This is a genomic window from Sorangium sp. So ce128, from assembly GCF_051525245.1.
In the GTDB taxonomy this organism is placed as follows: domain Bacteria; phylum Myxococcota_A; class Polyangia; order Polyangiales; family Polyangiaceae; genus Sorangium; species Sorangium cellulosum_B.
Genome location: NZ_CP150313.1, coordinates 3821500 through 3835656, shown reverse-complemented (window position 1 = coordinate 3835656; position 14157 = coordinate 3821500). Strand labels below are relative to the sequence as shown.

Here is a 14157-nt window from a genome sequence, read left to right as displayed (position 1 = left end):
CGGCTCCTTGAGACCAGCTTCCCCCGACGCGAAGGCGCGCGGGACTGGAGCGCGCCAGCGCCGGAGAGGCGCGTTTACCGGAAGCTCCACGGCTGCGGCTGACCCATGCGGGCGCGGAGGCCCTCCTCCCAGCGGACGAGCCGCGGCGTGAGCCACGCCGTGCCCACGGCCAGGACCGCGCCGGCGACGACGTCGACCGCGTAGTGCCAGCGGAGGAGCATGGTGGAGACGATGATGTTCATGGAGAAGAACGCGGCCACCACGGCGAGCCAGAAGAGGCGCCGGTCGGTGCGGGCGCGGTGGAACGTGTACAGGGCGAACCAGAGCGGAGCGGCCGTGTGCAGGGAGGGAAAGACGTCCTTCATCGCGCCGCCGGCCTGCACGACGCTGCTCACGCAGCCCCAGAAGAAGCCGCCGTCCAGCGGCCCCTGATAGAGGTGGCTCAGCGCCTGGATGGGGCCGTACGCAGGGACCGCCATGTAACCGAGCTGGCCAACACAGTAGACGATCGTGGAGCCGACCGCGTACTCCGTCGTCCCCCGGCCTGGGCGGGCGACCCATACCGCCAGCACCATCGAGAGGAAACAGATCAAGAAGTAGCTGAAATAGAAGAACGAGAACCACTCCACGATCGGGCGCGTGTTGAAGCGCTCCATCCAGAGCGCTGGCTCGACGCGGAAGAGGAGGAGATCGAGGTGGAGGAGCTCCGCGTCGACGCTATCGCTCCGGACCGCCGGCAAGAGGGTCCGGAGCGACAGGTAGTTGAGGAGGAAGGCGCCGACGAGCGAGAGTCGGTAAAGGACGCTCCGCAGCAAGGGCGCCAGGAACGTGGCGCGGCGCACGAGCACGCAGACGGACACCAGGGCGGCGATGCCCGCCAGATTGCGGTTCATGCACTGCGCTCGCAGCTCCGTCGGCGGCGCGCCAAGCAAGAAGATCGTCGTCAAGGCGAGATAGCCGATGAGGATCGCGTCGTGGAGAGCGAACACGCCGACCAGGCCGCGCAGAGCGTCCTTCAACAGCGCGCCTTCGGGCTCGACGTCGACCAGCCCGCCGGATCCGGCGACCTCATCGCAGTCCGTTGTGAGCCTCTCTTGCATTCGGGGACGTTCCAGGGATGGCATGGTGCGCATGGGCTGATGACGCCGGGCCGCTCTGTATCACGTGTTCGCGCGTGGCGTCACCGTGACATCGGTGACGCTCCAGCGACCGGGAGGCAACAGGCGGAGCAACTCGGGGGCCACACGGATGTCGAGTTTTTGACGGGCCGCTTCGCGCCGCTTGACAGCGGTAGGGGCCTCCACGCCCCCGGCATTGCGCTCGTGCGACAGCCCAACCGCCGCCTCGGCGGACCGCTCGCATGCGAACGCGGCGACGCAGCGGCGCAGGGCCTACGCGTCACCACGACGCTGTCGCGTCCCAGGTTGAGCTGCCGGGCTCCCGGACGCGCAGAATCTGCGCGACTGCGGCGCCCTGGATCAGCCGGATGGCTGCGCTCGACAACGCCGGTCGGGGGATCGGCGATGGCGATCGAGAACGCGCGCCGTCAAGCACGCTGGGCACCGGAGCTCATCCTCGCGGCCCGGCGGCCGTGACGTCGGCGACGTCGCGAGCGCTGGAGTCGTCCACACGAGAGGGCGCCGTGGGATTTCGACCGCGCGGCGCGGACGAGGCGCGATGGCCCGCGCGCTCACGACCGGTGGGGCAGTCTGCCGCGCGGCGGGGCGTCCGCTGGAACGCCGGTCTCGGCCGGGCTGAGCGGCGCTGGACGCAACGCGATCGGCGCTGCGCACGTCGGCGCAGAAACCGCGTCTTCCCCGGGCGCGCGCGGAGGATCGCGGTCACCTCACCCTGCTGGAGCGCACCCTGGACGCTCCCGGGCGCTCACGAGAATCCGCGGAAGCCCCGTTGGATCCGCGCCGGTCACGTCGCGTGGCCATGGATCCCTCTTGATGGCACTCACGTTGCAGTCCCCCGGAGGAGCCGACATCGTTCAGCGACGATCCCACAGGGCACCACGCCTGGGTCGCCCCGTGAGGGCGCTGAAGCGATGCGCCCAGACACCAAGGAGACGACTCATGGCACAGCAACACGGTCAGAGCAGCAGTCGTGGGTTCGCGGCGATGGACCAGAAGCAGCAACGCGCGATCGCGAGCATGGGCGGCAAGGCCGCGCACGAGAAGGGCACGGCCCACGAGTTCAGCTCCGAGGAGGCCCGCGCGGCCGGCCGCAAGGGCGGCGCGAGCGTGAGCCAGAATCGCGAGCACATGGCCGCGATCGGCCGCAAGGGCGGCGCGGCCGTGAGCCAGAACCGCGGACACATGGCGCAGATCGGCCGCAAGGGCGGCGAGTCGCGCGGCGACGGACAGAGCGGCGCGCCGGAGGAGGGCGAGCGCGAGGGCGAGCAGGGCAGCAGCGCCGCACGGCACGCCGACGCCGTCGGGCCGCGCCACGAGACGAACTGAGCAGCGCTGCGGCACATCGCCGCCGGTGGTCGGGCGCGCGGGGGTCCCTGCGCGCCCGATCGTCCGTCACGGCGACAGGGTGACGAGGAAGACGTCGCCGTTGCTGAGATCGCCCACAGGCGCGCTGTGCTCGATGGCGGGGAGGCCGCCGCCGAGCTCGATCCGCTCGCCGTGGAAGAGGCCAGCGGCAACGGTGTTCCCGCTGCCGGTGACGGCCTGGGCCGTCGAGAAGCAGAAGACCCCATCGCGGTAGACGTCGGACCAGAGCTCCTCGGAGAAGTCCGGACTGAGCTTCGCGACGAACGCATCGCCCGACTCGGGGGGCTCGATCTCCACGGGCGCCCCGCCGAGCTCGAGCGCCTCCGTGAAGTAACCGCTCAGCACGTGGTTGCCCCAGGGGTCCTGCGAGAAGCCCCAGACGAACTCGTCGCCCGCGGACGGGAGCCCACGGGCGGCGAGCGGCTCACCGGTCTCTGCGTCGAGCCGGGCCAGGTAGAGGTCGTAATCCCCGACGGCGGCGCGCTCGATGTCCGTGGGCCCGACGCGGAACGGAGCGCTGTAGTTGCCGAGCACGACCGGATGGCCGCCGAGCCCGAGGCCGATGAACTTGGCGAACTGCTCGCCAGCGGCGCCCAGCGACCGACCCCAGACGAGGCTGCCCGATGCGAGATCGAACCGCAGGACGAGCCCATCGATGCCGTAGATCGGCTCGTCGTCGCGCGAGCCGTCGACGGCGCTCTCCACGACGTGGCCGTCGATCTCGAGCCTTCCGCCGAAGGCGCCGGCCGCGTAGAGGGCCGACTCGCCGACCGCGATGCTGCGGAAGCGCTGCCAGCTCTCCGCGGACCCGAACCGCCGGCTCCAGAGGTGGCCGCCGCCGGCGTCGAGCTTCGCCACGACGACGTTGGGACCGCCGCTCCCCTCGAGCGCGGTCCCGGGCGCCTCGCTGAAATTGATGCTGCCGTCCACCATGCCGAGGACGACGATCTCGCCCGCCTCGGTGATGGCCACGGCCGTGGCGCCCTGGTCGAGCTCGCCGCCAAAGCGCTTGCTGAAGAGGTGGTTGCCGTCGGCGTCGAGCTTGGCGACGAAGAGGTCCTTCCCACCGGCGCTCACGAGCTCCGTGCTCGCGTCCGCGCCGAAGTTGAGGGTTCCCTCGAACTCCCCGGCGACGACGACGTTGCCGATGGAATCGGTGGCCACCGCGAACGCGACCTGATCGGACTTGCCCCCGAAACGCCTGCTCCAGACGTGGCTTCCCGCCGCGTCGAGCTTCACGACGAAGAGGTCGAGACCACCGTCGCTCACGAGGGCGTCCGCCTCGCCACCGAAGTTGATCGCCGTCGCGAAGCCGCCGACCAGGACGACGTCGTCGTGCGGATCCGCCGCGATCGCCTCGATTCGCTCGTTCTTCGCCTCGCCGGCGCCGAGCCCCCACAGGGCATCTCCGAGGAACGCCGGAGGCTCGCCGCCGCCACTGCCGCCACTGCCGCCCGCGCCGCCGTCGCCGCCTGCGCCCCCCACCCCACCTGATGCACCGGCGCCCGTTTCGCCACCGTGCCCCCCCGCGCCTCCGACTCCACCGCTGCCGCCGGCGCCTCCGACGCCACCGCTGCCGCCGGCGCCTCCGACGCCACCGCTGCCGCCGGCGCCTCCGACGCCACCGCTGCCGCCGGCGCCTCCGACGCCACCGCTGCCGCCGGCGCCTCCAACCCCGCCTTGTCCCCCGGCACCCCCTTCACCGCCTTGCCCGCCGCCGCCTCCGGCCCCGCCCTGCCCGGCGACGCCGCCTTCGCCGCCTTGGCCGCCGGCGCCTCCGACGCCGCTCGCCGACGAGGTGACGCCGTCCTCAGGCTCCGAGTCGCAGCCGTTGCAGCCCAGGGGAAGTCCCATGCTCGTCAGAAGAGCAATCCGAGCCACGTTCGTCACGAAGTGCGCTTTCATCCATCCTCCATGTCTCGACGAAGAGCCCGAGCCGCGGGCGCTCGGTGGAGCCAAGGCCGGTCCGGCACCCCCTCGCGGTGGGCTGTCGAACGTCCTCAATCTGCTGTGTCGTGGACGTCAAGTACGCGTGCGCGCGGATCGAATCAAGCAGCTGTCGCGGCGAATTCGTGGCAACGATCGGCTACCCCTAAATCCGCCGGAACGACGCGTCCCGCCTGGACGGCGCGCCTCGCCTTGACGGGGCTCCCCGCTGACCAACCGTTCTCTTGCACGCGGCCCGCGATGGCCTCGGACGTGCGCCGCGCATCGCAGGGTTGCCTCATCGTGGCAGAATGCCTCACCGCAAGCCCCGCGGCACGTCCAACATACAAGCCGCGCCGGGCGGCGGTGGGCGCGGTACGCGATCTGCATCGTTCCGCGAGTGATGTGGGTGGCTTGGCTCAGGAGCGCCACGGCTCTCTTTCCGCTCACGCCCTTCGCGTGCAGCGGCGACAGGGGCCGCGCGGGCGAGCGTCGGCACGGCGCTCAGCCGCTCACCCGCCTGTCGCCCGCTCGCTTCAGCCACCTCTCCGCCGACCCGCGGGAGGGGACTGACAAGCTCACCCGCGCGCGCCGGCGGCGCGGCGGCCATCGAGGCCGCATCCAGGGCATCTGGCGCGGCCGATCATCACGCCGCCCGGAGGGCGGACCCCACGACCGATCACCGAGACGAAGCGCCGGGCCAAAGCGCTCGGCGTCCAGACGCGGAGCGCCTATGACGGAGCGAGCCTACGATAAGAACACCGCCTGGACCCACGCCGTCATCCCCCCGATGACCCCCCTCGCGACCGACCACGAGGCGGACGTGTGCGTCGTCGGCGCGGGGATCGCCGGGCTGACGACGGCGTATCTCCTCGCGAAGGCCGGCAAACGCGTCGTCGTCCTCGACAACGGCGCCATCGGCGGGGGCGAGTCAGGGCTCACCACCGCGCACATCACGCACGCGCTCGACCGGCGCTGGGCCTCGCTCGCGAAGCTGCACAGCAAGAGCCGCCTGCGCCTCGCCGCACGGAGCCACACGGCGGCCATCGAGACGATCGAGCGGATCGTCGCGGAAGAGCAGATCGACTGCGACTTCCGGCGCGTCCACGGCTATCTCTTCACAGCCCCGGGATCGCCCCCGGCCACCCTCCGGGACGAGATCGAGGCCGCGCACCGCGCCGGGCTCGGCTCGACCCATTACGTCGACCGCGCGCCGCTGCTCGATTTCGATACGGGGCCCGCGGTCCGCTTCCCCGATCAGGCGCAGTTTCATATCCGCAGGTACCTCGCGGGGCTCGCGCGGGCGATCGAGCGCGACGGCGGCAAGCTCTACACGCTCGCGCACGTGGTCGACGTCGACGAGGACACCGTGCCTCACGGGGTGGTCGTCAAGACGGCGCGCGGGCACCGGGTGACCGCCAGCGAGGCCGTGCTCGCCACGAACTCCCCGTTCCTTCCGCGCATCACCGTGCACCTGAAGCAAGCCGGCTACCGGAGCTACGTCGTCGGCCTGCGCATCCCGCGGGGCGCCGTCCCACCGGGGCTCTACTGGGACACGGCCGAACCGTTCCATTACGTCCGCCTCGCCAACATCAACGGCGCGAACGACCCGGACGAGGTGCTCCTCGTGGGAGGAGAGGACCACAAGACCGGACAGGCCAGCGACGCGGACCAGCGCCACGCGCGGCTCGAGGCGTGGGCGAGAGAGCGCTTCACGCAGGCCGGCGAGGTGCTGCACCGCTGGTCCGGCGAGGTGATGGAGACGGCCGACGGCCTTGCGTACATCGGTCGCATCAAGAAGGGATCGAGGATCCTCATCTCCACGGGCGACTGTGGCAACGGCATGACGCACGGGACGATCGCGGGCCTCGTGATCTCCGACCTCGTGCAGGGCCGTGACAGCCGCATGGCGTCGCTCTTCGATCCCACCCGCGTCAACCTGAGCCTGGCCGCCGTCTCCGAGGTCGCGAAGGAGAACCTCAATGTCGCGTGCCAGTACGCCTCATGGTTCGGCAAGGGCGATGTCGATGACGTGGCGAAGATCGCGCCCGGCGCAGGCGCCGTCGTGCGCAGGGGCCTGAAGAAGCTCGCCGTCTACCGCGATCCGCAAGGGCAGATCCACGAGATGTCGGCCATGTGTACCCACCTCGGCGGCGTGGTCTCGTGGAACTCCGCGGAGCGCAGCTGGGACTGCCGCTGTCACGGCGCCCGCTTCGACGCCATGGGCCGCGTCCTCCGAGGCCCGGCGACGGCCGATCTCAGGCCGATCGCGCCGAGCGAGGCGCCTCTCAGCGCCGGAGGCTCGGTTTCGCCGCCGAGGGAGCGGGAGGGGGTCGGCGGCCAGCCGGCGGCCGTGCCCCTGCCCCAGAGTCGACCGGCCACGTGAACGGAGCGAGTCGCGAACGCCAACATGCGGTGAGCGCAATGGGCGTGGATCGACGTGATCAACGTGATCAACACGATCGACGCCAAACGCGCTGCGCGCGCCATGGCCCCATGAGCACGATGCGCGCGCGCTGGCGTAGTTGACCCCCGCGCGAGCGACGTGCGATCATGATCGAGTAGTCCGGGGCTGTCCCGGGCGGCTTGGTGATGAGATGAAATTGTTGCGCCCCCGTGCCTCCCGCGCCGCAGGCATAGCCCTGGCTGTCCTCTCGGTCGCCGGGGCGCTTCCGGCGCGGGCCGAGCCCTCGGCGGCCGATCGGCAGACCGCGCGGACGCTCCTCATCGAGGGGCGCAAGAAGCGCGACGCGGGGGACGTCGCCGGCGCCCGCGAGGATTTCCAGGCGGCCCATGCGCTCGTGCGCGCCCCCACGACGGGGCTCGATCTCGCGCGTGCCGACGAGGCGCTCGGTCGCCTGATCGAGGCCCGGGAGACGGCCTACGAGGTCGTCCACCTGCCCCTCGGGAGCGACGAGCCGCCGGTGTTCACGCAGGCGCGGGCGGCCGCCGCGGCGATGGTCGAGCAGCTCGAGGCGCGCATCCCGTCGCTCCAGCTGCGGGTCGAGGGTCCGGCGCTGGACCAGCTCGAGGCGCGCGTGGACGGCCAGCCGATCCCCCGCGCGGCGCTCCCCTACCCGCGCAAGCTCAACCCCGGTCGCCACGAGGTGGTGGTGGCGGCGCCAGGCTTCCAGACGGCGCGGCGCGAGGTCACGCTGAAGCAGGCGGAGCGCGCGCCGGTGGAGGTCCGGATCCGCCTCGTACCGGGGCAGTCGACCGAGCCGAAGGCAGGCGCAGCCGCGGGTGGGAGTATGGGCGCAAACGTGGGCGGAGGGCAGCTGCCACCCGTGGATGCGCCGACGGAGCCCCGCGCGCCGGTGCCGCTGTGGGCATGGACGGCGGGCGGCGTGGGGCTCGCGGCGCTCGCGGGGGGCGCGGTGTTCGCTGCCGACCACATGGCCGCGCGGGCTCGGGTCGAGGACGAGTGCCCCGGGTCCGTGTGTGATCGGGGCGTCCACGACTTCGAGAGCATGGAGGCGCTCCGGGCGCGGTGGAACCGCAGCCTGGGGCTGTCGGTGACGCTCGGCGCGGTCGGCCTCGCCGGCGTGGGCGCGGCGCTGGGCGGCATCCTCCTGCGGCCCGGGGCGGGCGGCGAGCGGGCGTCGTCGCTCGTGCCGATCGCGACGCCCACGGCGCAGGGTGTGGTGTGGCAGGGGGTGTTCTGATGAGGGCACGGCGGTTCTACCCGGCGACAGCCGGCGCGGCGCTTGGCGTCGTGATGGTGGGCGCTGCGGCGCTCGGCGCTGCGGTGCTCGGCTGCGCTCCCGAGCTCAGCCTGTCGACCCCTGCGGGGGCCGGCGGCGAAGGCGGCGGCGGCGCGCGGCCGTCGGGCGGCGAGGTGCAGTGGGCGCGCGCGCTCGGGGGCGACGGGGAGCATGCAGGGGCGAGCGTGGCCGTCGCCGACGACCGCACCGCGGCGCTCCTTGGCAGGCTCACGAAGGCGGAGGACGTGGCCCTCGACGACGAGAGCGTGACCCCGATCGGCGAGGAGAACGTCTTCTGGGCGCGGCTCTCGGCGAGCGACGGGTCGGGGCTCGGGCTGAAGCGCTTCGGTGCGTTCGATCCGCAGACGGTGAACGCGCTCGTGCCGGACGGGAACGAGGGCCTCCTGGTCGCGGGGGAGTTCTCCGGCACGCTGGAGTTCGGCGGCGAGCCGCGGACGAGCGCCGGCGGGCGAGACGGCTACGTCGCGAGGCTCGACGCGGAGGGGCAGGAGCTGTGGCTGCAGCCGCTCGGGGGCATCGGCTTCCAGGCGGCGACGAGCGTCGCGGCGGCGCCGGGGCGCCTCGTCGTGGCCGGCCGCTTCTCGGGCGCGCTGCACGTCGGCGAGGACCGGCTCGAGAGCGCCGGAGGCAGCGACGTGTTCCTGGCGAGCTTCAACGACGACGGCGTGCTGCTCTGGAGCGAGCGGTTCGGCGACGGCTTCGATCAGCAGGCCCGCGCCGTGGCGATGGACGCGCGCGGCAACGCGATCGTGATCGGAGATTTCGCCGGCACGCTCGATCTGGGCGGCGATCCGCTGGAGAGCGCCGGGGATTTCGATGTGTTCGTGGCGAGCTTCGACGCGCTCGGCGAGCACCGCTGGAGCAAGCGCTTCGGCGACGCGGGGCCGCAGCGGGCCAAGGCGGTCGCGGTGGACGGCGCGGGCAACGTGATCGTGGGCGGGGAGTTCGGCGCGACGATCGATCTCGGCGGGGGCCCTCGGGCGGCCGGAGAGCACCAGGCGGTGTTCGTGGCCAAGCTCGATTCGACGGGAGAGCACATCTATAGCCGGGTGATCGGCGAGGACGGCGCGTCGCTGGGGCAGCTCCTCGTCGACGGCGCGGGGGACGTGGTCGTCGCGGGGGGGTTCCGCGGAGACACGACGCTGGCGGACGGGTCGGTGAAGAGCGCGGGGGACGACGACGTGTTCGTGGCCAAGCTCGATCCGGAGGGCGTCTACCGGTGGAGCCACCGCTTCGGCGGCACCGGCGCGGACCGGGCGACGGGCGTGGCCATCGATCGCGACAGGCAGGTCTACGTGACCGGCGCGTTCACCGGGAAGGTGACGTTCGGGGAAAAGCGGATCGAGGGAGGCGAGGGCACGGACGTGTTCGTGACCAAGCTGTCGCCATGAAGGCCATGACGAATGGAGGCGCGATGAAACGTGCGGGGACGAGGGGCGTGCGGTCGCGCGGGCGACGGTTCTCGGTGGGGCTCGTGGCGGGCCTGTTCGGGCTGATCCTGCCGGCAACGGGCTGGGCGGAGGACCCTGATACCGATCTGGATGGGGTCGTGGATCCCCTGGACAACTGCGTGCAGACCCAGAATCCGGACCAGGCAGATGCCGACGGCGATGTTCTCGGCGATGCGTGCGACAACTGCCCGTCCGCTATCAATCGGGATCAGCGGGATTCGGATTCCGACGGCGTCGGCGACGCGTGCGACAACTGTCCTGTCGCGATGAACCCGGACCAGTCGGATGCGGAGGCGGACGGCACCGGCGACGCCTGCGACGACGATGACGACAACGACGGTGTCCTGGATGCCGATGACAACTGTCCTGGCACAGCGAACGCCGATCAGGTGGACTCCGATGGAGACGGCACCGGCGACGTTTGTGAGGCCGGTGACGACGACGGCGACGGCATCGACAACGACGTCGACAACTGTCGCGACGTCCCGAACTCGCTCCAGCAGGACAGAGACGACGACAAGATCGGCGATCTCTGCGACAACTGCCCTGCCACGCGCAATCCGAACCAGGAGGACAGCGACGGCAACGGCGTCGGCGACTTCTGCGAGCCCGACATCGACACCGACGGCGACGGGCTGCGCAACGCAGAGGACAACTGCCCTGTGGATCAGAACCCTGGCCAGGAGAACGCGGACGGGGACAGCCTCGGGGACGCCTGCGATCCCGACAGCGACGACGATGGCGTGGTCGACGTGGAGGACAACTGCGCCGTCGTGCCCAATCTGTTCCAGGAAGATACGGACGGCGACGGCACAGGCGATGCCTGCGAGGACGACGACGACAACGACGGCGTCGTGGACGCAGAGGACAACTGCCCGCACGTGTCCAACCAGGATCAGACCGACGGCGACGGCGACGGCCGCGGCGACGCCTGCGACCTCGGGGCCGACGTCGACGGCGACCGCGACGGCATACCGGACGAGACGGACAACTGCCCGCACGTGCCGAACCCCGATCAGACGGACGCCGACGACAACGGCGTGGGCAACGCTTGCGAGGACGTGGACGGAGATGGCCTGAGCGACGCGGCGGACAACTGCGACGAGGAGTACAACCCCGATCAGGCCGACAGCGACGGCGACGGCCAGGGCGACGCCTGCGAGGACGACGACGACAACGACGGCGTCCCGGACGAGCACGACAACTGCACCTCCGTCCCCAACGCGGATCAGGCCGACAACGACGAGGACTATCAGGGCGACGCCTGCGACGTCGATGACGCGGACGACGACAACGACGGCGTCCCGGACGGCGACGACAACTGCCCGCTCGCGGCCAACGCGGATCAGGGGGATGGCGACGCCGACGGGGTCGGCGACGCCTGCGACGACAGCGGCGGTGCGGGCAGCAGCGGCGGCGGGTCCACGGAGCCGGAGGTCTCGTCCGGGCTGGTCTGCGCGATGCAGCGAGGCGAGCGCGGCGGCGCGCTCGTCGGCCTCGTGGCGCTCCTCGCGGGCGCGCTGGGCCTGGGCGCCCGACGGCGGCGCGATCACGCGGCGTGACCGCCGCTGCGCGCGGCCCTGGCGCGCAGCGGCCACGCGACCCCATGAGAGCGACGAGCGTGCCCGCTCGGTTGCCACCTGGAAGAAAAGAGACAACTGCGAGCACAACGTGGGTTATCACCCCACGACCCCACGCCGGTTTCGCGATGGCTCCGCGTTTTTTTCGCGATCGGTCATTTTTCTGAGCCGTGACCTGACCGCGGCGGAACTGCTCCGGATGAACGCGCCGGTAGTCCCGCTCCGCAGCTCGCGCTGCGGACGGGAGCGCCTGAGCCACCTCTGGAGACACCATGCGCCTAGCTCTCTCTCTCTCGTTGGTGACCGCCCTGTTTGGACTCACCCTCAGCGCCGGCTGTAGCGACAGCACCGTTGACGGCGCCGCCCCATCCGGCGGCGCGGGAGGAGGCGACGCCGCGAGCGGCGGCGGTAGCGCGAGCGGCGGCGGCAGCGCGAGCGGCGGCGGCAGCGCGAGCGGCGGCGGCAGCGCGAGCGGCGGCGGCAGCGCGAGCGGCGGAGGGGCCGGCACCGGCGCTGCGGGCGGGGGCATGGCGACCCCGACGAGCATCGTCGAGTGCCAGGGCAAGACGTACGCGTGCGGGGATCTCGTCGACAACGACGACGATGGGCTCCTCGACGCGCAGGATCCGGACTGCCTCGGCCCGTGCGACAACACCGAGGGCAGCTACTACGGCGGGATCCCCGGCCAGGCGGGGCCGGCGTGCACCGTCGACTGTTATTTCGACCAGGACTCCGGCTCCGGCAACGACGATTGCCACTGGAACCACAAGTGCGATGAGCACGAGGTCGCGCCCGGGTTTCACCCGGAGTCCATCAACGGGACGATGTGCGCCTATGACAGCGGGGCCTCGACGCCGGGCGCCGATGGCAAGAGCTGCAGCGATCTCAACGACGAGCAGTCCGATATGTGCCACACGATCTGCGGTCCGCTCACGCCGAACGGCTGCGACTGCTTCGGCTGCTGCGAGCTGCCGGCGGGCGGCGGCAAGTACGTCTGGCTCGGCTCGGACGCCGATGGCACCGGTGAAGGCTCCTGCTCGCGCGGCCACGAGTCCGACCCGACCCGCTGCGAGCCCTGCACGCCCGTGGATGCTTGCCTGAACGAGTGCGGCCGCTGCGAGCTGTGCCTTGGCAAGGACACGCTGCCAGACGACTGCTTCGAGTCCGGCACCGGCGCAGGGAGCGGCGGCGGAGGTGGAGGCGGCGGAGCCGCGACAGGCGGCGGCGGAGACGCGACCGGCAGCGGCGGCGGGCCCACCGGCGAGCCCCAAGGCCAGTGCGCGGCGGGGATCCAGCCGTGCGGGCTCTCCGGCCAGGAGCCTTGTGACGCAGGCTACTACTGCATCACCGGCTGCTGCCAGGTCATCTTGAACTAGCCCTACGCTTGCCCGGGTTCTCCCTGGATTCGAGGACAGGGATTGAACCATGAAAGACACAGAAGAACCGGAGGGATGTGTTCCCCCTGCTCGGTGCCCGCCGCGCATGCGTGATTCACTGTCCCTGCTCGGAGCGGCGACAGGATCGCAGGCCGCGGCGCTGGCCGCTCACGAGCTGAAAAGCTGAGCTTGCAGCTACGAGACGTGGTTTGAAAGGAGACGAGTCGATGGTGATGCGCTCGATGTCTGTTGGGATGCTGTGCGCCTTGATGGGGATGGGGTGCGGCGGCGACGACGAGGGTCAGCCGCAGAGCTGCTCGGTGGCCGCGCAGACAGGGTGCGCCGCCCCGCAGGTGTGCGAGGAGGTGGAGGGCGCCGAGCCCGCTTGCTTCGAGCCGGTGACGCTGAGGGGGCGCGTCTACGACTCGCTCGACGACAAGGCCATCGCGGGCGCGCGCGTGCTCGCCCGGGACCCGAGCGACGCGGTGATCTCCCGGGTGGCCGTCACCGGGGCCGACGGGACCTATGAGCTCGTCGTGCCCGCGCGGCGCGACGCGAGCGGCGCTCCGATCGAGGTCAACGTCACGCTGCGCGCCGACGCGCAGGCGTACGAGACGTTCCCGAAGGCGCCGCGGGTCGCGCTGCCCATCGACCTCTCCACGGCGGCGGGCGAACCGCCCGCGATCGAGTCGGCGGCGACGGAGATCTCGCTGTTGCCGCTCTCGGACAGCGAGGGGCTCGGTTCCATCTCCGGGGTCGTCCACGCCGACCAGCCCGGCGGGACGCTGCTGGTCGCGGGCGGCGCCACCGGCGCGGCCGATCTCGACGGCAGCTACACCATCTACAACGTGGCAGCGGGAGACGTCACGGTGAAAGGTTATGCCGAAGGCCTCGCGCTCGACACGGCGAGCGCGACCGTCAGCGCCGGCAAGGAGACGACGGGCGTGGATCTTCACGCGACCGGAGACGCCACGGCGACAGTGAGCGGCAAGGTCGAGATCGTGAATGCTCCAGGGGGGAGCGCGACCTCGGTCATCCTCGTCGTGGCCGATACCTTTGACGAGGCGACCGCGCGCGGCGAGGCCCCGCGAGGGCTCCGGCAAGGCAACGTCACCGGAGAGTTCTCGATCGCCGGGGTGCCCGATGGCGATTACGTGGTCCTCGCCGCCTTCGAGGACGACGCGCTCGTGCGGGATCCTGACACGTCGATTGGCGGGACCGAGATCGTGCGCATCACGGTCTCCGGCCAGGACCTGCCCGTCGCGGAGTCGTTCAAGGTGACGGGCGCGCTCGCCGTGGTCTCGCCCGGCGCGAGCACGATGGAGGAGGTGAGCGGGACACCGACGTTCGTCTTCGAGGACGACTCCAGCGAAGATCTGTACGAGGTGCGGTTGTTCGACGCGCTTGGCGCCAAGATCTGGGAGGACCTGGAGGTGCCCAGGGTGTCGGGGAGCGAGAACGTCTCCGTCGAGTACGACGGTCCCGCGCTGATCCCGGGGATGATCTACCAGTTCAGGACCACCTCGAAGAAGGACGGCACGCCCATCTCGCAGACCGAGGATCTGAAGGGGGTCTTCGTCTACAGGTGATCGCAG

The 14157-nt window shown here is 71.4% G+C and carries 9 protein-coding genes; 7 read left to right on the top strand and 2 right to left on the bottom strand.

The genetic code is table 11. The annotated features are described in order from the left end of the window. Positions 1-74: 74 nt before the first annotated feature. On the bottom strand, positions 75-1100 hold the full coding sequence (locus WME82_RS14880) for a phosphatase PAP2 family protein (protein WP_438043365.1): 1026 nt from the start codon (positions 1098-1100) through the stop codon (positions 75-77). A gap of 978 nt (positions 1101-2078) precedes the next feature. On the opposite strand from WME82_RS14880, the gene WME82_RS14875 reads away from it, so the two are divergent. Beyond that, on the top strand, positions 2079-2465 hold the full coding sequence (locus WME82_RS14875) for a KGG domain-containing protein (protein ID WP_437916090.1): 387 nt from the start codon (positions 2079-2081) through the stop codon (positions 2463-2465). 66 nt (positions 2466-2531) lie between these two features. On the opposite strand, the gene WME82_RS14870 is transcribed toward WME82_RS14875, so the two are convergent. After that, a complete protein-coding gene (locus tag WME82_RS14870) occupies positions 2532-4409 on the bottom strand; it encodes a PE-PGRS family protein (RefSeq protein WP_438043364.1) in 1878 nt (625 codons plus the stop codon). A gap of 754 nt (positions 4410-5163) precedes the next feature. Here WME82_RS14870 and WME82_RS14865 point away from each other — a divergent pair. From WME82_RS14865 to WME82_RS14840, 6 genes are all read left to right on the top strand, one after another. Next, positions 5164-6816: an FAD-dependent oxidoreductase gene (locus WME82_RS14865; RefSeq protein WP_438043363.1), complete on the top strand. Its 1653-nt coding sequence runs from the start codon at positions 5164-5166 to the stop codon at positions 6814-6816. A 211-nt stretch (positions 6817-7027) separates the two neighbouring features. After that, complete coding sequence (locus WME82_RS14860) at positions 7028-8095, top strand: hypothetical protein (protein ID WP_438043362.1); 1068 nt, start codon at positions 7028-7030, stop codon at positions 8093-8095. Then, positions 8095-9546 carry an SBBP repeat-containing protein gene (locus tag WME82_RS14855; RefSeq protein WP_438043361.1) on the top strand — a complete coding sequence of 484 codons (1452 nt, stop codon included), beginning with the start codon at positions 8095-8097 and terminating at the stop codon, positions 9544-9546. Before WME82_RS14860 ends, WME82_RS14855 begins: the two co-directional genes overlap by 1 nt. 23 nt (positions 9547-9569) lie before the next feature. Then, a complete protein-coding gene (locus tag WME82_RS14850; protein ID WP_438043360.1) occupies positions 9570-11168 on the top strand; it encodes a thrombospondin type 3 repeat-containing protein in 1599 nt (532 codons plus the stop codon). Positions 11169-11458: 290 nt separating this feature from the next. Then, on the top strand, positions 11459-12562 hold the full coding sequence (locus WME82_RS14845) for a hypothetical protein (RefSeq protein ID WP_438043359.1): 1104 nt from the start codon (positions 11459-11461) through the stop codon (positions 12560-12562). 227 nt (positions 12563-12789) lie between these two features. Then, positions 12790-14151 (top strand): hypothetical protein, encoded by a 1362-nt coding sequence (locus tag WME82_RS14840; protein WP_438043358.1) that lies wholly within the window; start codon positions 12790-12792, stop codon positions 14149-14151. The last annotated feature ends 6 nt before the right edge of the window (positions 14152-14157 follow it).

Excerpts from the sequence above, each read along its gene's own strand:
- WME82_RS14880 (WP_438043365.1), bottom strand. The coding sequence starts at position 1,100 with ATGCAAGAGAGGCTCACAACGGACTGCGATGAGGTCGCCGGATCCGGC.
- WME82_RS14875 (WP_437916090.1), top strand. The coding sequence starts at position 2,079 with ATGGCACAGCAACACGGTCAGAGCAGCAGTCGTGGGTTCGCGGCGATG.
- WME82_RS14870 (WP_438043364.1), bottom strand. The coding sequence starts at position 4,409 with ATGAAAGCGCACTTCGTGACGAACGTGGCTCGGATTGCTCTTCTGACG.
- WME82_RS14865 (WP_438043363.1), top strand. The coding sequence starts at position 5,164 with ATGACGGAGCGAGCCTACGATAAGAACACCGCCTGGACCCACGCCGTC.
- WME82_RS14860 (WP_438043362.1), top strand. The coding sequence starts at position 7,028 with ATGAAATTGTTGCGCCCCCGTGCCTCCCGCGCCGCAGGCATAGCCCTG.
- WME82_RS14855 (WP_438043361.1), top strand. The coding sequence starts at position 8,095 with ATGAGGGCACGGCGGTTCTACCCGGCGACAGCCGGCGCGGCGCTTGGC.
- WME82_RS14850 (WP_438043360.1), top strand. The coding sequence starts at position 9,570 with ATGAAACGTGCGGGGACGAGGGGCGTGCGGTCGCGCGGGCGACGGTTC.
- WME82_RS14845 (WP_438043359.1), top strand. The coding sequence starts at position 11,459 with ATGCGCCTAGCTCTCTCTCTCTCGTTGGTGACCGCCCTGTTTGGACTC.
- WME82_RS14840 (WP_438043358.1), top strand. The coding sequence starts at position 12,790 with ATGGTGATGCGCTCGATGTCTGTTGGGATGCTGTGCGCCTTGATGGGG.